This is a genomic window from Pseudomonas serbica, assembly GCF_028823535.1.
Classification (GTDB): domain Bacteria; phylum Pseudomonadota; class Gammaproteobacteria; order Pseudomonadales; family Pseudomonadaceae; genus Aquipseudomonas; species Aquipseudomonas serbica.
On the sequence record NZ_JAQIYM010000006.1, the window covers coordinates 295,002 to 312,952 of the forward strand.

Below are 17,951 nucleotides of genomic sequence, written 5' to 3' on the forward strand. Positions count from 1 at the left end.
TCTCTTGATACTTGATTCGCATAAGTGCAGGCGTTAGGTTCTTGTTACGCCAAGGTGGCGTTAACCCTATTGAAAGGAATCAATAAATGACTGGATTGAATGATCATAAAATATCTGCTGTCGAGCGCGTTGCTATTATTGAAGAGAGCAACAAGTTTATTACTCAGCATTTGGCATCTCGCCGGATTGCAGGATTTTCCTCTGCTCAGCTACCCGTCGATAAGGATGAGCTGAATGCAGCCATCATGGGGGCGGGCATTGCCGGGTTTCATGAAAGCATGTCCAAACGAAGCAAGCGTATTGTAAAAAATACCTATATGTATGCCGACCTTTTCGCGCTACTTAAATATCCGTCATCCAGGGATAAACAGAAGCGCTACGCCGAATTCATGAGGATCATGAAAATAGCGGGATGGTTTGCATTCAATGAGCCTTACAATCGCTACAAGGCAACCTCGCAAAAGCTGAGCATGGACAATGTTGCTCTCGGTATTATTCATACGGCGATCGGTACTGCCGTTAGTAACGGTGCGGCAGCGGCAAAAGTACTTTCCAGTGTGGCCGATGCGACGATGGAAGCGCTAAAAAATGAACCCGAAGCGTTGAAGCTGTTTGAGGATAACTCCAAAAAAGCAGATGGTGGCAACTTTTGCATGTCGAGTTCCATGCAGGGCAAGGACGATGACATCACCATGGCAATCGCAGCTGTTCAATACTTTGCCCACGCTCAACCCACCAAAGTGCTGTTTGTTGACTGGAGCACTTCTAGCATCGAGATCTATAACGGTGCTGCCACCATGCACATGGATGAAGAGGACTACTTGGCGGTTGAGCCAAAGATTGAAAAAATATTGAGCGAGCATCGTCAAAGGGCACTCACTTACGAGTTCGGCAAAGCCTGAGCACTACTGAGACCCGGAGGAGCAAGTTAAATATTGGTGCCATTACGGCACCAGATACCCCTTCACACCCGTGAAGATAATTTGCGCCGCCAACGCACACACGAACAACCCCATCAATCGGCTGACAATCTGCAAGCCTTGGTCTCCGAGAATGCGTTCGATACGGTTGGACAGGTACAGCACGACCCCCACGGTGAAGCTGGCCAGGGCAATACTGACGATGGCCGTGAGTTTGTCGTCCCAGTGTGGCTGACTCACGCCCATCACCAGCAAGGCACCAATGGTGCCCGGGCCGACGGTCAGCGGGATGGTCAGGGGGACAATGGTCACGTCCTGTTGCACGTTGTCGGTCTGCACCGCCGACTTGCCTTGGGCCATGCCCAGCGCCGAGATGAACAGCACGCTGCCGGCGCCGATGCGGAAGGCATCGACGGTGATGCCGAACACGCTGAAAATCACCCGCCCGAACAGGTACAGCAAGACGCTGGAGACCAGCGTGGCGATGGCCACTTTCCAGGCCAGTCGGCGTTGTTCCCTACGCGAATAACCGCGGGTCAGGCTGATGAAGCAGGACAACACGAAGAACGGGCTGTAGAGCACCAGCATCTTCAGGTAAACGCTGAACAACACGTGGAGCATGGGTCAAGCTCACTGGCGAGGGAAGTCGTGGGGAGTCTAACAGGCGCCGTGGAGTCTGTCGGCTCAGGACGTTGGCGTCGTCGTGCGGTTTTGATCGCGCTGGGCAACCCAGTGTTCGATCAACTCGCGCAACTGCGAGAGCTCGACCGGTTTTGCCATGTGCCCATCCATGCCGGCTTGGCGTGCACGTTCCTTATGCTCGGCGAGGATGTGCGCGGTCAACGCCACCACCGGGGTGCGGGTCCGCTGGTTGCCGACTTCCCAGGCGCGCAATTGCTGGGTCGCCGAAAAACCGTCGAGGATCGGCATTTCGCAGTCCATCAGCACCAGGTCGTAACGTTGCGCTTTCATTGCCACCAAGGCTTCTTCGCCATTGCTGGCGGTGTCCGGTTGCAGATTGAGCTTGCCCAGCATGCCGCGGATGACCTTGGTCGAAATGCTGTTGTCTTCGGCGACCAGAATGCGGAAATCGCTGGGAACCTTGATCGGCGGAGGCGGGCCTGAAGGCAGATGCTGCGGAGCCGCGAGCCCTTTGTTGCGCTGGGTCAGTTCGTCGGCCAGGGTGGTCTTGAGGGTATAGCCGGCCACCGGTTTGGCAAGGATGCGCTTGATCCCCGAGTTGCGCGCGATGATCTTGCTCGGCGCATTGCTGATGCCCGTCAGCATGATCAGCAGGATGTCGTGGTTCAGGCTCGGGTCTTCCTTGATCTTGGCCGCCAGTTGCATGCCGGTCATGCCGGGCATGTTCTGGTCCAGCAGGACCACATCGAAGTAGTCACGCAGGTGTGCCTTGGTGCGCAACAGCGCCAACGCCTCCTTGCCCGAGGGCACGGCGCTCACGTTCAGGCCCCAGGCGCTGCACTGCTGCACCAGCACCTTGCGACAGGTGTCGTTGTCATCCACCACCAGCACCCGTGCGCCCTGCAGCGGGCCATCGAGGTCCGATGTCGGGTGCTCCAGGCGGTCAGGGTCCAGCGGCAAGGTCAGCCACAAGGTACTGCCCTGGTTGTTACCACTCTTGATGCCGAATTCGCCTTGCATCAGGCGAATCAGTTGACGGGCGATCACCAGTCCCAGATTACCGCCCAAATGGTTGGTCGAGAGGAAATGCTTGCTGTGCAGCTCGGCGTGCATCAGTGCGTCGCGCTCTTCGGCGTCCATCGGTTCGCCGCTGTCTTGCACGGCGATGCGCAGGCGCGGATGGCTGCTGCGTTCGTCGAGGGCGACGACGATCAGGATCTCGCCTTCGTCGGTTTTCTTCAGGGCGTTTTCCAGTAGGCTCAGCAATGTCTGGCGCAAGCGCGTCGGGTCGCCACTGATGACGCGTGGTACTTGTGGCTGGATGAAGCTGATCAGCTCGACGTTCTGCTGCTCGGCCTTGGCGCGGAAGATGCTCAGGCAGTCGTCGATCAGAGCGTTGAGATCGAATTGCACATCGTCCAGTTCGATCTGTCCGGACTCGAGTTTGGAAATGTCGAGAATTTCGTTGATCAAGGTCAGCAGTTCGTTGCCGGCGCTGTGGATGGTCTGCACATAGTCGCGCTGCTTGACCGACAGTGGCGTGCCCAGCAGCAACTCGGTCATGCCCAGTACGCCGTTCATCGGGGTGCGGATCTCATGGCTGATCTTCGCCAGGAACTCGGCCTTGGCATTGATCTCGGCGTTGCTGGCCGCCAGGTCGCGACTGATGCTGAAACGAGCTTCGGTGATACTGCGCTGGCGTTCGCTCAGGGCAATGCTCATCAACAGACCACTGATGCAGATGAACGCCAGCAGGGTGGTGATCAGGTCATGGGGTTCGATCAGGGTCAGCCCCAGCAAGGCGGGCAGGATGATCAGGGTGCCCAGGTTGAACACCACCATGGCTGCCACGAATAGCCGTGCCGGGCGATAACCTTTTTGCCAGTGATAGCAGCTGACGAACAACATGCTCAGGCCGGCCAGGGCAACCAGCGCATAGGTGATGATATTCAGCGGCAGCGTGTTGACGAACAACAGCAGCAGGCTGCAGATCATGATGAACAGGATGTCGCCCACGATCAGCTTGTTCAGCGGATGCGGTCCGAGGGGCTTGAAGAAACGATAGGTAAACATCAGGCCGCTGGGGGCCGTCAGCAATAAGGCCAGGTAGGCGCCAGGCGTTTGCACGGCCTGCCAGTCCGGGATCCAGGGCCCCGCCAGGTTCAACAACAACACCAGGCTGAGCATCAGCAAGGCTTCGCACACCGCTAGCCAGACACTGCTGGTCGAACGGGTATAGGCGTAGCGGATGAGGTTGTGCAGGATCAGCATGGCAATGCAGCCCAACAGCAGTCCATAGATCAGCGTCTGGTTCTGATTGGCTGCGGTGACGACCGCCGATTGCAAGGTGATGTAGGGCCTCAACTGGTGTTCGGAAACCAGTCGCAGGTAGACGTCCAGGGTCTTGTCGCTTTGCGGCAGCGGGAGCATGAAGTCGCTGCTGGGCAATGGTCGGTCTGCCAGGGGTTGCTCATTGCCGGTATGGGACTGCTCGATCAGCTTGTCGCCGTCCAGCACATACAGGTTGAAGTGCACCAGATCGGGTGCGAACACCCGCAGCAGTTGCTCATGCCTGCCCGGCGCAAGCCGGAAACGCAGCCATAGCGCGCCGTCGGGCTCGGCCGCCGTGAGGTGGTCGAGTTCGATCGGGCTGAATTGATTGGTGTAGCGAGCGGAGCGGATGTCGCTCAGCTGCAGGTCACCCTGTTCGTCGAGCAATACAGCCCAGCCACTGCCTTGTGCGGCCTGGGCCGGGAGCATGCAGAGCAAGGTCAGCACTGTGACGGTTAGAGTTATGGCAATCCTGAGCCAGCGCACGGCGAAATCCCTTCGTAGGTTAATGCCAGAATATAACTATGCGCGGCGCCGCAATAGCCAGGCAAGGGCTGCAAGCCCCTGCCTGTCGCAATGTTGCTTATTCCTGTTCGCCACGCTCGCGGGCAATGGCGCGGTAGCCAATGTCCTTGCGATAGAAACAGCCTTGCCAATCGATCTTTGCCGCCAGTTTGTAAGCCTGCTGTTGGGCGGCATCGACGCTGGCACCCATGGCCGTGGCGCAGAGCACCCGGCCACCGGCGGTCACGACTTGACCGTCCTTGAGCGCGGTACCTGCGTGGAAGACTTTGCCTTCCAGTGCCGCGGCTGCATCCAGGCCAGTGATGGCCACACCCTTGGTGTAGTCACCAGGATAGCCGCCTGCCGCCAGGACGATACCGACGCTCGGACGTGGATCCCATTGCGCTTCGACCTTGTCCAGCGCCTGCGCCAGGGCTGCTTCGACCAGCAGTACCAGGCTCGACTGCAAGCGCAGCATCACGGGCTGGGTCTCCGGGTCACCGAAACGGCAGTTGAATTCGATGACTTTTGGATTGCCAGCCTTGTCGATCATCAGGCCGGCATACAGGAAGCCCGTGTAGACATTGCCTTCCTCGGCCATGCCGCGCACGGTCGGCCAGATCACCAGGTCCATGACGCGTTGGTGTACTTCGCTGGTCACCACCGGGGCAGGGGAGTAGGCACCCATGCCGCCTGTGTTCGGGCCAGTGTCGCCGTCGCCGACGCGCTTGTGGTCCTGGCTGGTGGCCATTGGCAAGACGTTCTTGCCGTCGACCATGACGATGAAGCTGGCTTCTTCGCCATCGAGGAACTCTTCGATAACCACGCGCGAACCGGCATCGCCGAACGCATTGCCGGCGAGCATGTCGCGCACCGCGTCCTCGGCTTCGGCCAGGGTCATGGCAACGATCACGCCTTTACCGGCAGCCAGGCCGTCGGCCTTGATCACGATCGGTGCGCCTTTTTCACGCAGATAAGCCAGGGCTGGCTCGATCTCGGTGAAGTTCTGGTAGTCGGCGGTCGGGATCTTGTGGCGAGCCAGGAAGTCCTTGGTGAAGGCTTTCGAACCTTCAAGCTGAGCGGCGCCGGCGGTCGGACCGAAGCAGTCCAGGCCACGGGAGCGGAACAGGTCGACCACGCCGGCGACCAGCGGCACTTCCGGGCCAACAATGGTCAGGGAAACGTTTTTCTCGGCAAAGTCTGCGAGCTGCTCAAGGGCCAGCACGTCGATGGCGACGTTCTCGCACTTGGCTTCGATGGCGGTGCCGGCGTTGCCCGGTGCCACGAACACTTTCTGCACGCGTGGATCCTGGGCTACTTTCCAGGCCAGGGCGTGTTCACGGCCACCGCTGCCAATGATCAAGACATTCATTTCAAAAACCTCGGATGACGCTAATTCTGTGGGGACTGATCGTTCCCACGCTCTGCGCGGGAATGCCTCAGCGGACGCTCCGCGTCCGAGGGACGCGGAGCGTCCCGGGCTGCGTGCCCACGCAGAGCGTGGGTACGATCAAGCAAAGAAATCAGTGACGGAAGTGGCGCATGCCAGTAAAGACCATGGCGATGCCGGCTTCATCCGCCGCAGCAATCACTTCAGCATCACGCATCGAGCCGCCTGGCTGGATCACCGCGGTGATGCCAACCTTGGCCGCATTGTCCAGACCGTCGCGGAACGGGAAGAAAGCGTCGGATGCCATCACCGAGCCGGCTACCTGCAAGCCAGCATGCTCGGCCTTGATCGCGGCGATACGCGCGGAGTTCACGCGGCTCATCTGGCCCGCGCCGACACCGATGGTCTGACGGTTCTTGGCGTAGACGATGGCGTTGGACTTCACGTACTTGGCGACTTTCCAGGCGAAGATCAGGTCGTTGATTTCCTGCTCGGTCGGTGCGCGCTTGGTCACGACCTTCAGGTCATCGGCGCCGATCATGCCGATATCGCGGCTCTGCACCAGCAGGCCACCGTTGACGCGCTTGTAATCCCAGGCAGCGGCGCGATCCGCCGACCACTCGCCGCAGGCCAGCAGGCGTACGTTGGCCTTGGCCGCGACAATGGCGCGGGCTTCTTCGCTGACCGACGGGGCAATGATCACTTCGACGAACTGACGCTCGACGATGGCCTTGGCGGTCTCGGCGTCCAGTTCGCGGTTGAAGGCAATGATGCCGCCGAACGCGGATTCGGTGTCAGTGGCGTAGGCCAGGTCGTAGGCCTTGCGGATGCCACCTTCGGCGTCCGGGCTAACGGCCACGCCGCACGGGTTGGCGTGCTTGACGATCACGCAGGCCGGCTTGACGAAGCTCTTCACGCATTCCAGCGCGGCATCGGTGTCGGCCACGTTGTTGTACGACAGTTCCTTGCCTTGCAGCTGGGTCGCGGTGGCGATGCCGACTTCGGCAGGCTTGGCTTCCACGTAGAACGCCGCGCTCTGGTGCGGGTTCTCGCCGTAGCGCATTTCCTGGGCCTTGATGAACTGGCTGTTGAAGGTGCGCGGGAATTCGCTGCGACCTTCTGTGCTGAGGGTCTCGGCAGCCTGGTTCACGGTGCCCATGTAGTTGGCGATCATGCCGTCGTAGGCGGCAGTGTGTTCGAAGGCCTTGAGCATCAGGTCGAAACGCTGGGCGTAGGTCAGGCCGCCGGCCTTGAGGTTTTCCAGGACGCTGGCGTAGTCGCTGGCGTTGACCACGATGGCCACGTCCTTGTGGTTCTTGGCTGCCGAACGAACCATGGTCGGGCCGCCGATGTCGATGTTCTCGATGGCGGTCGGCAGGTCGCAGCCAGGCTTGTTGATGGTGGCTTCGAACGGGTACAGGTTGACCGCTACCAGGTCGATCGGCTTGATGCCGTGCTCGTTCATGATGGCGTCGTCGATACCGCGACGACCGAGGATCCCGCCGTGGATTTTCGGGTGCAGGGTTTTTACCCGACCGTCCATCATTTCGGCGAAGCCGGTGTAATCCGCGACTTCCACTGCGGCAACGCCGTTGTCCCGCAGCAGCTTGAACGTTCCGCCGGTGGAGAGGATCTCGACACCCAGGGCTTCAAGCTCCTTGGCGAATTCGAGGATCCCGGTCTTGTCGGAAACGCTGATCAAGGCGCGGCGGATCGGCAGGCGGGTAGTCTGGTCGGTCATCTCAATTTCCATCAAAAGCAAAGGAAGTCAGCAAAAAAGGCGACCGGTGTTACGCGGGCGCCTTTCTGGTTTGATTGAATGCTTACAGCAAATCGTACTGCTTGAGTTTCTTGCGCAGCGTGCCCCGGTTCAGTCCGAGCATCTCGCTGGCCTTGGTCTGGTTGCCCTTGACGTAGTTCATCACGCACTCGAGCAGGGGAGCCTCGACTTCGGAGAGCACCAGGTTGTACACGTCCGTGACGGCAGCGCCCTCTAGGTGGGCGAAATAATTGTGCAGCGCCTTCTCGACACTCCCGCGAAGGGTCTGGCCTTCTTCGCTTGGCGTATTGAGGTGCTGTTTCAAATTCACGTTGTCGCTCACGGGTGCAGTTCCACTCACTAAAGTCTCGGTCATCATCGTCATGCGGCCACCCCTTTTGCGTCCCCTGTCAGGCTCTTGAAACGTCCGGCAAAGAATCCCTGGACGTTGGCGCATTGTGCTTCCGTATCTTCCAAACGATTGAAGTGGGCGCGAAACTCCCTGGCGCCCGGCAAGGTTGCGAGATACCAGCCCACATGCTTTCGAGCGATGCGTACGCCCATCACGTCTCCATAGAAGGCGTGCAGTGCAGCAAGATGCTCTAGCAGGATGCGTTCCACCTCGATCAGGTCCAGCGCCGGGAGCTTCTCGCCGGTGCGCAGGAAATGGTCGATCTCGCGAAAAATCCATGGCCGCCCCTGGGCAGCCCGGCCCACCAACAGGCCGTCGGCACCGGTCGCGTCGAGCACGTACCGGGCCTTTTCTGGTGAATCGATATCGCCGTTGGCAAAGACCGGCATCGACACCGCCTGCTTGATCGCGGCGATGGTGTCGTACTCGGCTTCGCCGGTGTACAGGTCGGCACGGGTGCGGCCATGTACTGCCAGCGCCGTTATGCCTGCCTGCTCGGCGATTTTCGCCACCGTCAGGCCGTTCTTGTTGTCCCGGTCCCAGCCGGTACGGATCTTCAGGGTAACCGGCACATCGACCGCAGCCACGACGGCCTGCAGGATCTCGGTTACCAATGCTTCATCCTTCAACAGTGCGGAGCCGGCGGCTTTGTTGCAGACCTTCTTGGCCGGGCAGCCCATGTTGATATCAATAATCTGTGCACCCAGTTCGACGTTGGCCCGGGCCGCATCCGCCAGCATCTGTGCGTCACCACCGGCGATCTGCACCGAGCGTGGCTCGGGATCACCTTCGTGGATCATGCGCATGCGTGACTTGCGGGTGTTCCACAAACTCATGTCGCTGGTGACCATTTCCGAGACTACTAGCCCCGCGCCCAATCGCTTGCACAGCTGACGAAAGGGTTGGTCGGTGACGCCCGCCATCGGGGCGAGAATCAAGCCGTTGTGTAATGTGTATGGACCGATGCGTACCGCCGACATAGGACTTCCCTGTTGTGGGGCCGGATCATGAGAGTTCGAAAAAGGGTTGGCATGATACCCGCTCTCGATGACTGGATAAAGGCTGAATTGAACAAAATCTGAACAGTTATTCTGTTATCGCCAGCGGTTTGGTCCGGGCAGGCAAAGTCAGGAAGCTGTCGTCAATTACCGAACAGTGAATCGATTCATTCGGGCGAGTGGAAGCTCAGGCTGTAGTTCACCGCCTTGGCGCCAGGGTCGAGGATGTCCAGGGCGATGTGGATGGGCGTTTGCGGAGGCATTTCCACCCGGCCTTCGAGATCGCCGTTGAGGTACTCGCCGGGTTTGAAGCGGCGGCTGGCGATCAGGTGGCCGTTGAGGTCGGCAAAGCGCAGCTCCAGCAGCGGGAAGGGCTGCGAGAACGTGGCGCGGTTGTAGATGATCGCATCGACGACCAGGGCGCCGCTGAACTCCGGGTGACTGCGAACCACCAGGTTGCTGCTCTTGATTTTTGCGATGTCGACCTTGGAAGGCACCGTGCAGCCGATTTGCGGGCACAGTTGCTGGAACCAGGGGCGGTACTGGTCCTGGCGCGCCAGTTCGTCGAAATGATAGGCGACGTACTGCCCGACGAGTGCGCCTGCACCCAGCAGGATCAACAACAGCCAGAACAGGCGACGACCCCATGGCGAACGGCGTTTTTGCCAATCCAGTTGCAATGGGTCGTCGGTCAGGTCCTGCAGCACTTCTGCGCGGACCCCAGGCTCGCTGCGTTCGCGACGCTTGCGCGGCGGCTCGATCGAAGGCAGTTCGTCGTCGATCTCTTCGGTCGCCGTCAGGCGTGGGTGATGCGTCGGGGTATCGAGCGGATCGTTCAAGCGCAGCTGCGGGGGCTGCGGTTCATCATCCAGGTCCACCGGTTCCAGAGATAGCGACGGTTCGGTGCGCGAGGGTTTGCTTGGCTCGCTCGGTGGCTCCGGTGGCTCTGGAGTATCGAGCGCGTCGAGTGCTTCCAGCGTTTCCAGTGTGTCGGCCGCCTGGGCGCGATCGGCAGCCGATTCGCTGAACAGGCTGTCGGGCCAGGGAGCTTCGTCGTGCTCGGCGCTATCGCGACGAGCGCTGAGCGTGTCTTCGCGGTGCCGGCCGAACTCGGTGGTCGGCTGGATCTCCCGCTGTTCAAGCCGGGCAAGCTCTTCGTCCAGGTCGAGGCTGTCCAGGTCCAGCTCGGCGGCGCTCCATTGCTTTTGGCTGATGGCGCGCGGCGGAGGCGGTTCGACGGTCTCCCGGGGTGCCGGCGTCGGCACGGGTGCTTCCTTGCCGGCCTGCTCCAGCAGCTGCTTGGCGGCGTTGAACACCTGCAGGCAGGAACCACAGCGAACAACCCCGCGGGCCACGCTCAATTGGGCATGGCTGACGCGAAAGCTGGTTTGGCAATGTGGGCACTGGGTGACGAAGCTGTCGGTCATGCGGCGATCCGGTAGATGCAGGCGCTCATTCTAGCGCCGACGGCCAGTGATGCGCACCCAGCCATCGCGATTGGCGATCGGATCCAGATCGAAGTCCTTGGCGTAGGCCGCGGCCACTTCATCGCCTTGCTCGGCGAGGATCCCCGACAGCGCCAGGCGACCGCCCGGCTTGACCAGGCCCGACAGCTGCGGCGCCAGGGAAACCAGCGGGCCGGCGAGAATGTTGGCCACCAGCACATCGGCCTGAACCTGCGGCAGGTCTTGCGGCAGATACAACGGGAACAGGTGCTCGGCGATGTTATTGCGCCCGGCGTTATCACGGGAGGCTTCCAGCGCCTGCACGTCGATATCGGTGCCCACGGCTTCCTTGGCGCCCAGCAGCAGGGCGGCAATGGCCAGAATCCCCGAGCCGCAGCCGAAATCCAGCACATTGCAGCCCTTGAGGTCCTGGCCGTCGAGCCATTCCAGGCACAGTGCGGTGGTCGGGTGTGTGCCGGTGCCGAACGCCAGGCCCGGATCCAGCAACAGGTTCACTGCATCTGGCTCGGGAGCTGCGTGCCAGCTCGGCACGATCCACAGGCGCTGACCGAAGCGCATAGGCTGGAAATTGTCCATCCAGCTGCGTTCCCAGTCCTGGTCTTCGATCACTTCACTGTGATGTTCGGGCAGCGGGCTTCCAGTCAGCAGTTCAAGGTGGGCCAGTACCGGGCCGGGCTCGGTGCCTCCTTCGAACAGTGCCAGCAGGTGGGTGTGCGACCACAGGGGCGTGGTGTTGAGTTCCGGCTCGAAGATCGGCTGATCTTCGGCGTCCATGAAGGTCACCGACACGGCGCCCACTTCAAGGAAAGCGTCTTCGTAGGTTTCGGCTTGTTCTGGGCTGATGGCGAGGCGTACTTGCAGCCAAGGCATGGCGGGCACCTTTGAAAAATATTGATTGCAGCCTAGCGGGCTGCGAGAAGCGCGCAAGTTTACGCGAGCGCGAAGGGTTTGTGGGAGTGGCTTGGTTTGAGCATCAGTGCATACCCGGTGGGAGCGGGCTTGCTCGCGAATGCGGTGGCACATCCAAAATGGATGCCGACTGACCCACCGCTTTCGCGAGCAAGCCCGCTCCCACAGGGGGGGGGCTGTGGTTCGGGTGAAATGTCCAGAAACAACAAAGCCGCCCGAAGGCGGCTTTGTCAGGCAGGGTCGAAGCTTAGTGCTTCTCGCCAGCCAGCTTGTGCTCGAGGTAGTGAATGTTCACGCCCCCTTTGCAGAAGCCTTCGTCGCGGGTCAGGTCGCGGTGCAGCGGGATGTTGGTCTTGATCCCGTCGACCACGATCTCGTCCAGCGCATTGCGCATGCGCGCCATGGCTTCGTCACGGGTTGCCCCGTAGGTGATCAGCTTGCCGATCAGCGAGTCGTAGTTCGGCGGAACGGCATAACCACTGTACAGGTGCGAATCGACGCGAACGCCGTTGCCGCCTGGAGCGTGGAAGTGCTTGACCGTGCCCGGGCTTGGCATGAAGGTCTTCGGGTCTTCAGCGTTGATCCGGCATTCCAGCGCGTGACCGCGGATGACTACGTCATCCTGGGTGAACGACAGCTTGTTGCCGGCGGCGATGCTGAGCATCTCCTTGACGATGTCGATGCCGGTGACCATTTCCGAAACCGGGTGCTCTACCTGGACACGAGTGTTCATCTCGATGAAGTAGAAGCGACCGTTCTCGTACAGGAACTCGAAAGTACCTGCACCACGGTAACCGATGTCGATACACGCCTTGACGCAGCGTGCCAGAACTTCCTGGCGAGCCTCTTCGTCGATGCCGGGTGCCGGCGCTTCTTCAAGAACCTTCTGGTGGCGACGTTGCAGCGAGCAGTCGCGGTCACCCAGATGGATGGCTTGGCCCTGGCCGTCGGAAAGCACCTGGACTTCCACGTGGCGCGGGTTGGTCAGGAATTTTTCCAGATAGACCATCGGGTTGCCGAACGCTGCGCCCGCTTCGGAGCGGGTCAGTTTCGCCGAGGAAATCAGGTCTTCTTCCTTGTGCACGACGCGCATGCCGCGACCACCACCGCCGCCAGCGGCCTTGATGATCACCGGGTAGCCCACTTCGCGACCGATGCGCAGAGCGGTTTCTTCGTCTTCCGGCAGCGGGCCGTCGGAACCCGGAACGGTTGGAACGCCAGCGGCGATCATCGCGTGCTTGGCCGAAACCTTGTCGCCCATCAGGCGGATGGTTTCAGCTTTCGGGCCGATGAAGGCGAAGCCGGAGTTCTCGACCTGTTCGGCGAAGTCGGCGTTTTCCGCGAGGAAACCGTAGCCTGGGTGAATGGCGGTAGCGCCCGTCACTTCGGCCGCGGCGATGATGGCCGGGATGTGCAGGTAAGAGTGGGCGGCCGATGCCGGACCGATGCAGACGGACTCGTCTGCCAGGCCCAAGTGCATCAGTTCCTTGTCAGCCTTGGAATAAACGGCGACGGTCTTGATGCCCATCTCTTTGCAGGCGCGCAGAATCCGCAGTGCGATCTCACCGCGGTTGGCGATCAGAACTTTTTCCAACTTCGCAGTCATCAAAGGCTCTCCGCGGTTCAAACGATGGTGAACAGCGGTTGGTCGTACTCAACCGGCTGGCCGTCTTCGACGAGGATGGATTCGATCACACCGCTGGTTTCAGCTTCGATGTGGTTCATCATCTTCATGGCTTCAACGATGCACAGGGTGTCGCCTTTCTTCACGGTCTGGCCGACTTCCACGAAGGACGGCGAGGTTGGCGAAGACTTGCGGTAGAACGTACCGACCATTGGCGAACGGGCAACGGTGCCGTTCAACACTGGAGCGGCCGGAGCTGCAGGAGCGGCAGCGGCAGCCGGAGCGGCGGCAGCGACAGGCGCGGCAGCCGGAGCAGGCATAGGAGCCGGTGCGTAGTACTGCTGGGCCGGGGTCTTGCTATGACGGCTGATGCGTACGGACTCTTCGCCTTCCTTGATCTCGAGCTCGTCGATGCCGGACTCTTCCAGCAATTCGATCAGTTTCTTAACTTTACGGATATCCATGAATCATCAACTCCCAAGGGTCGGTCAGGGGCGTTTAACGCTTGTTGTTCAAGCTGTTGCCGGTCTTTCAAGCTGCTCTAGGGCGGCCTCCAGGGCCAGTCGGTAACCGCTGGCGCCAAGGCCGCAGATCACTCCCACCGCTACATCGGAGAAGTAAGAGTGATGGCGGAAAGGTTCGCGTTTGTGCACGTTAGACAAATGCACTTCGATGAATGGGATGCTCACCGCCAGCAGCGCGTCACGTAATGCGACACTTGTATGCGTAAAAGCTGCTGGGTTGATCAGAATGAAGTCCACGCCTTCGCTGCGGGCGGCATGGATGCGGTCGATCAATTCGTACTCGGCATTGCTTTGCAGGTGCAGCAAATGGTGGCCGGCTTCACGGGCGCGGCGTTCCAGGTCCTGGTTGATCTGCGCCAGCGTCGTGGCGCCATAGGTGCCCGGTTCGCGGGTACCGAGCAAGTTCAGGTTGGGTCCGTGCAGTACGAGTAGCGTGGCCATCGGCTGTTCCTTGGTTATCCGTGTGCATTTGTCAGAACCCGGCGACTATGCCGCAAAGCCTTTGTGACTGTCCAGTTCTCTGCAATAGCCAGCACGATGACCGATGTTTGCGCGAAATATATGACCGCGTGATTAAATCCGGTCATTCGCCCTGGCGACACGTTCGGCGAAGTCCGCCGCCTTGATTTCGCCGATCACCCGAAGATCGACACGCTCGACTCCGTCCGTGCCGAAAAACATCAGCGCCGGAGGGCCGAACAGTTGGTAACGATCCAGCAGGGCGCGTTGTTCGGCATTACTGGCAGTGATGTCGAAGCGGATCAACCGATAGCCTTTCAGGCGTTCGACGACGATCGCATCCTTGAGCACCTGGTGTTCGATGACTTTGCAGCTGATGCACCAATCGGCGTACCAGTCGAGCAGCAGCGGGGTGCCGGACGCCCGGGCTTCGGCGAGCACACGGTCGAGGTCGGCCGGGGTGCTGACGGTTTGCCAGGCGCCGATGTTTTGCGTGGGCTCGTTGCCAGCCACCGTGCGCGGCTGGCCGATCGGGTTGAACGGATCGGTCTGGCCGCTGAAAGCGCCGTACCAGCAGGCCAGCGCATAAAACAGCAGGAACATCCCGAGCAATTGGCCCAGGCGTTTGCGCGGCGGTTTGTAGACGAACTCCAGTGCCCCCATGAACAACCCGACGCCAGCAGCCAGCAGGCCGATCAGCAGCAAGGTGATCTGTCCCGGCAGGACCCGACTGAGCAGGCCGATCGCCAGCCCCAGCAACAGGACGCCAATCGCATTTTTCACGTAGATCAGCCACGGTCCGCTTTTCGGCAGCCAGGCGGCACCGCCGGTGGCCACCAGCAACAGCGGTGCCCCCATGCCCAGGCCGAGCATGAACAGTTTCAGGCCACCGCCCAGTGCGTCGCCGCTGGCGCTGATGTAAAGCAGCGCACCGGCCAGCGGCGCCGAGACGCAAGGCGAAACCAGCAGGCTGGAGACCACGCCCAATACCGCAGCGCCCCATAGCGAACCGCCTTCGGTGCGGCCGGCAATGCGGTCCAGTCGGCTGCTGATGGCGTGCGGCAACTTGAGCTCGAACACGCCAAACATCGCCAGGGCAAACAACGCAAAAAACATCGCGAACGGCACCAGCACCCAGGCCGATTGCAGGCGTGCCTGCAGATTGAGCTGCGCGCCGAACAATCCCATGAGCGCACCCAGCAAAGCGAAACAGGCGGCCATCGGCAGCACATAGGCCAGCGACAGATTGAAACCACGCCAACCCCCGACCTGGCCACGCAATACTACGCCGGAAAGGATCGGCAGCATGGGCAGTACGCACGGGGTGAAGGTCAGGCCCACGCCAGCAAGGAAAAACAGCGCCAGTTCGCGCCAGCTCCAGGCCTGTGCTGTGGTCGGGCCGTTGCCGTCAATGCTCAGTCGCTCGGTTTCCGGTGGATAGCACAGGCCTTTGTCGGCGCAGCCCTGGTAGGTCACGACCAGCGTGAAGGCACGCTGATCGGTGCGCGGCAGCTCTACATCGAGTACGCCGTGGTAGACCTCGACATCGCCGAAGTACGAATCGTGCTTCTGTTCGCCCGTGGGCAATTGCGCCGGGCCCAGGCTGACATCGGCCAGGTCTGCGCGGAACTGGAAGCGGTGCCGGTAAAGGTAATAGCCCTCGGTAGCGACGAAGCGCAGTTTGATCGATTGCGGCGTGCTGTCTACCAGGCTCAACTGAAAGGCTTCGCGCACCGGCAGGAAGTCGGCGCTGTTGTTGATCGAGCCCAGGGTCGAACTGGGGCGACTCTCCAGCAACCCGGCGGCGGAGGCCGGCAGGGCGAGCACTAAAAGCAGCAGGCAAAGCAAACGGCGCATGACGATCTCGCGTATCGGAATTGGGGGGATGATAGCGGACAGTGATGCGGTGTGCAGAACCTGGGATGTGTGGTGATTGAACTGACGCCATCGCGAGCAGGCTCGCTCCCACATTTGATTTGCGCACGACGCAATCCACTGTGGGAGCGAGCCTGCTCGCGATGGCGGCCTGTCAGACGCGGAAAGCCTGGACGGCTGTATGCAATCTTCCACCCAATACCAACAGATTCTCCCCTTGCTCGCGCCCCTGGCCGATACGCAGCAAGTTATCCCCACCCAATTGATGGATTCGCTCACTGTGATCGCGGATTTCGCTGACAGCACCGCTCTGCTGGGCGGTAACATCGGCGATACGCACCGCGGTGTCGGAAATGGTCTGGATCGCCCCGACGATTTTATCCAGCGCCCCATCCGCCGCCTGCGCCTGATTGGCGGTGGCTTCGGCGTGTTCGACCTGGGCGCGCATGCCTTCCACCGATTGGCGCGCCGCGGTCTGCAGGCCGGCGATCAGGGTCTGGATCTCGGCCGTCGCCCCGGCGGTGCGTTGTGCCAGTGAGCGTACCTCTTCGGCCACTACGGCAAAGCCGCGACCCATTTCCCCGGCTCGGGCCGCTTCGATGGCAGCGTTCAAGGCCAGCAGGTTGGTCTGGTCGGCGATCGAGCGGATCACCGTCAGCACGCCACCGATGGTCGCGGACTCTTCGGCCAGGTGCTCGATCATCTGCGCATTGCCCTGCACTTCTCCCACCAGCGCATGCAGGCCGGTGAGGCTCAGGCCAATGACTCTCTGGCCGTGTTCGACCGCCTGGCCGGCATGGCGACTGGCGTCGGCGGCCTGGCTGGCATCGCCGGCAACTTGCTGGATGGTCGCTTCCAGTTCGCCGAGGGAATCGCGGATCATTGCCGTGTCGCCGGCCTGATGCTCGGCGCCACTGTGCAGGTCGTTGCTCAGTTCGGCCAGGGTTCGACTGCTGCCGGCAACCTGCTCGGCATTGAGGCGAATGGTCCCCACCAGATCCACCAGATAGGCGCGCAGACGATTGAGCGAGGCTTCAATGTCATGCAGTTCGCGGTTGGTATTGCCCAACTCAATGTCACGGCTGAAGTCGCCTTCGGCCCAGGTCGACAGCGCCGGGGAGAGTCTGGTCAGGGTGCGCGCGAGTTTGCGTTGCAGGGTGTCGATCAGCAGGGCGATCAGCAGAATCAGACCGATCATCACCCCTTGCATCAACCGCACTTCACTCTGGATCTGCCCGTGCTGGGCGCGTACCACCGGTTCCAGGCCGGCGATAGACTGTTGCACGGCGGCGATTTTCAGGTGCGTCGCGGCGCTCAGTTCGGCGCGTTTCTGGATTTGCTCGCGAGTGCGGGCCAGTTCCGCCGGGTAGCGGCCGAGCAGGCTGTTGAGCTCACGCTTGAAACCCACGCCGGCATCTTCGGCCGCGGCTTTCTCGGTGTTCTCCAGGCCCATCATCGCGGCGAAATCATCAGTGTTCGATTCGCTGCTGGCTGCCACGCCCAACAATGGCAGGGCGTCCAGTTGTTCGGCCTGGCTGCGGATGTTGGTGACTTCGCGCTCGGCATCGGCGGCCAGTTCGCTGCGGCCGCTGCTGACCAGTTTGTCCCGGGCCAGCGACAGCTTGCCCAGGTGCTGGGAGGCCATCAGAAGGGGCGTCAGGTAGCTCGCATTGCCACTGGCGTACTGGCTGAGTTGATCAAGGCTGGCGCCCAGCTCTCGTTCGGCTTGCACGAGCAGGGCCTGTGGGTCGCCCGCGAGCTTGCCGGCGGCCAGCAGATCGGTTTTGCTGAATTCGTCCAGGTTGTTCAGGCTCGGGCGCAAGGTTTCAGCCAGGGCGGGTGGCAACTCGGCGAGTTCCCCGTGCAGGTTGTCGATGGCCTGGCTGGCGCTGCTCAAGCGCAACGCATCGCCGCTGGCGAGGTAATCCACGATGTTGCGCGCCACTTCATTCTGGAACTGCTGGGACAACCCCAGATAACGCTCCATTAACAGGTACGGGCGTTCGAGGGCTTTTTGCGACCACCAGAGTGTGGCGCCCAAGGCTACGCACACGGCAACTAAAAGAAGGGTGTTGAGATTGGTCAGCAGCTTCAGGCGCATCAGGGACTACCAACGGCAGAAATGGTAAGTGCCTGAA

The 17,951-nt window shown here is 61.0% G+C and carries 14 protein-coding genes; 1 reads left to right on the forward strand and 13 read right to left on the reverse strand.

Annotation, left to right across the window (positions count from 1 at the left end):
* Positions 1-86: 86 nt before the first annotated feature.
* A complete protein-coding gene (locus tag NQL71_RS12130) occupies positions 87-902 on the forward strand; it encodes a hypothetical protein (RefSeq protein ID WP_046819706.1) in 816 nt (271 codons plus the stop codon).
* 42 nt (positions 903-944) lie between these two features.
* Here NQL71_RS12130 and tspR read toward each other — a convergent pair whose 3' ends face one another.
* The 13 genes from tspR to NQL71_RS12195 form a co-directional block, all read right to left on the reverse strand.
* Positions 945-1,541: a type III secretion system genes modulator TspR gene (tspR, locus tag NQL71_RS12135; RefSeq protein WP_046819705.1), complete on the reverse strand. Its 597-nt coding sequence runs from the start codon at positions 1,539-1,541 to the stop codon at positions 945-947.
* A gap of 63 nt (positions 1,542-1,604) precedes the next feature.
* A complete protein-coding gene (locus NQL71_RS12140; protein WP_046819704.1) occupies positions 1,605-4,379 on the reverse strand; it encodes a hybrid sensor histidine kinase/response regulator in 2,775 nt (924 codons plus the stop codon).
* A gap of 97 nt (positions 4,380-4,476) precedes the next feature.
* On the reverse strand, positions 4,477-5,769 hold the full coding sequence (gene purD, locus NQL71_RS12145; protein ID WP_046819703.1) for a phosphoribosylamine--glycine ligase: 1,293 nt from the start codon (positions 5,767-5,769) through the stop codon (positions 4,477-4,479).
* Between the two features lie 151 nt (positions 5,770-5,920).
* Positions 5,921-7,528 (reverse strand): bifunctional phosphoribosylaminoimidazolecarboxamide formyltransferase/IMP cyclohydrolase, encoded by a 1,608-nt coding sequence (purH, locus tag NQL71_RS12150; protein ID WP_046819702.1) that lies wholly within the window; start codon positions 7,526-7,528, stop codon positions 5,921-5,923.
* 82 nt (positions 7,529-7,610) lie between these two features.
* A complete protein-coding gene (gene fis, locus NQL71_RS12155) occupies positions 7,611-7,931 on the reverse strand; it encodes a DNA-binding transcriptional regulator Fis (protein ID WP_046819701.1) in 321 nt (106 codons plus the stop codon).
* Positions 7,928-8,938: a tRNA dihydrouridine synthase DusB gene (gene dusB, locus NQL71_RS12160; protein ID WP_046819700.1), complete on the reverse strand. Its 1,011-nt coding sequence runs from the start codon at positions 8,936-8,938 to the stop codon at positions 7,928-7,930. The genes fis and dusB overlap by 4 nt, the downstream gene beginning before the upstream one ends.
* 185 nt (positions 8,939-9,123) lie before the next feature.
* Positions 9,124-10,383, reverse strand: a complete 1,260-nt coding sequence (locus NQL71_RS12165) for a DUF3426 domain-containing protein (protein WP_046819699.1) — start codon at positions 10,381-10,383, stop codon at positions 9,124-9,126.
* Between the two features lie 30 nt (positions 10,384-10,413).
* Positions 10,414-11,292: a 50S ribosomal protein L11 methyltransferase gene (gene prmA / locus NQL71_RS12170; RefSeq protein ID WP_046819698.1), complete on the reverse strand. Its 879-nt coding sequence runs from the start codon at positions 11,290-11,292 to the stop codon at positions 10,414-10,416.
* A gap of 286 nt (positions 11,293-11,578) precedes the next feature.
* On the reverse strand, positions 11,579-12,937 hold the full coding sequence (gene accC / locus NQL71_RS12175; RefSeq protein WP_046819697.1) for an acetyl-CoA carboxylase biotin carboxylase subunit: 1,359 nt from the start codon (positions 12,935-12,937) through the stop codon (positions 11,579-11,581).
* 17 nt (positions 12,938-12,954) lie between these two features.
* The gene (gene accB, locus NQL71_RS12180; RefSeq protein ID WP_034149717.1) at positions 12,955-13,419 is read right to left on the reverse strand and encodes an acetyl-CoA carboxylase biotin carboxyl carrier protein; all 465 of its coding nucleotides are present in this window, start codon (positions 13,417-13,419) and stop codon (positions 12,955-12,957) included.
* A 48-nt stretch (positions 13,420-13,467) separates the two neighbouring features.
* Positions 13,468-13,920 carry a type II 3-dehydroquinate dehydratase gene (gene aroQ / locus NQL71_RS12185; RefSeq protein WP_020797556.1) on the reverse strand — a complete coding sequence of 151 codons (453 nt, stop codon included), beginning with the start codon at positions 13,918-13,920 and terminating at the stop codon, positions 13,468-13,470.
* A 132-nt stretch (positions 13,921-14,052) separates the two neighbouring features.
* Positions 14,053-15,795 carry a protein-disulfide reductase DsbD gene (locus NQL71_RS12190; RefSeq protein ID WP_274642694.1) on the reverse strand — a complete coding sequence of 581 codons (1,743 nt, stop codon included), beginning with the start codon at positions 15,793-15,795 and terminating at the stop codon, positions 14,053-14,055.
* 172 nt (positions 15,796-15,967) lie between these two features.
* A complete protein-coding gene (locus tag NQL71_RS12195; protein WP_274642695.1) occupies positions 15,968-17,914 on the reverse strand; it encodes a methyl-accepting chemotaxis protein in 1,947 nt (648 codons plus the stop codon).
* Positions 17,915-17,951 lie beyond the last annotated feature (37 nt).

What these genes read in the sequence shown, in the direction of transcription:
- NQL71_RS12130 (WP_046819706.1), top strand. Translation starts at nt 87, where the DNA reads ATGACTGGATTGAATGATCATAAAATATCTGCTGTCGAGCGCGTTGCT.
- tspR (WP_046819705.1), bottom strand. Translation starts at nt 1,541, where the DNA reads ATGCTCCACGTGTTGTTCAGCGTTTACCTGAAGATGCTGGTGCTCTAC.
- purD (WP_046819703.1), bottom strand. Translation starts at nt 5,769, where the DNA reads ATGAATGTCTTGATCATTGGCAGCGGTGGCCGTGAACACGCCCTGGCC.
- purH (WP_046819702.1), bottom strand. Translation starts at nt 7,528, where the DNA reads ATGACCGACCAGACTACCCGCCTGCCGATCCGCCGCGCCTTGATCAGC.
- fis (WP_046819701.1), bottom strand. Translation starts at nt 7,931, where the DNA reads ATGACGATGATGACCGAGACTTTAGTGAGTGGAACTGCACCCGTGAGC.
- dusB (WP_046819700.1), bottom strand. Translation starts at nt 8,938, where the DNA reads ATGTCGGCGGTACGCATCGGTCCATACACATTACACAACGGCTTGATT.
- NQL71_RS12165 (WP_046819699.1), bottom strand. Translation starts at nt 10,383, where the DNA reads ATGACCGACAGCTTCGTCACCCAGTGCCCACATTGCCAAACCAGCTTT.
- prmA (WP_046819698.1), bottom strand. Translation starts at nt 11,292, where the DNA reads ATGCCTTGGCTGCAAGTACGCCTCGCCATCAGCCCAGAACAAGCCGAA.
- accC (WP_046819697.1), bottom strand. Translation starts at nt 12,937, where the DNA reads ATGACTGCGAAGTTGGAAAAAGTTCTGATCGCCAACCGCGGTGAGATC.
- accB (WP_034149717.1), bottom strand. Translation starts at nt 13,419, where the DNA reads ATGGATATCCGTAAAGTTAAGAAACTGATCGAATTGCTGGAAGAGTCC.
- aroQ (WP_020797556.1), bottom strand. Translation starts at nt 13,920, where the DNA reads ATGGCCACGCTACTCGTACTGCACGGACCCAACCTGAACTTGCTCGGT.
- NQL71_RS12190 (WP_274642694.1), bottom strand. Translation starts at nt 15,795, where the DNA reads ATGCGCCGTTTGCTTTGCCTGCTGCTTTTAGTGCTCGCCCTGCCGGCC.
- NQL71_RS12195 (WP_274642695.1), bottom strand. Translation starts at nt 17,914, where the DNA reads ATGCGCCTGAAGCTGCTGACCAATCTCAACACCCTTCTTTTAGTTGCC.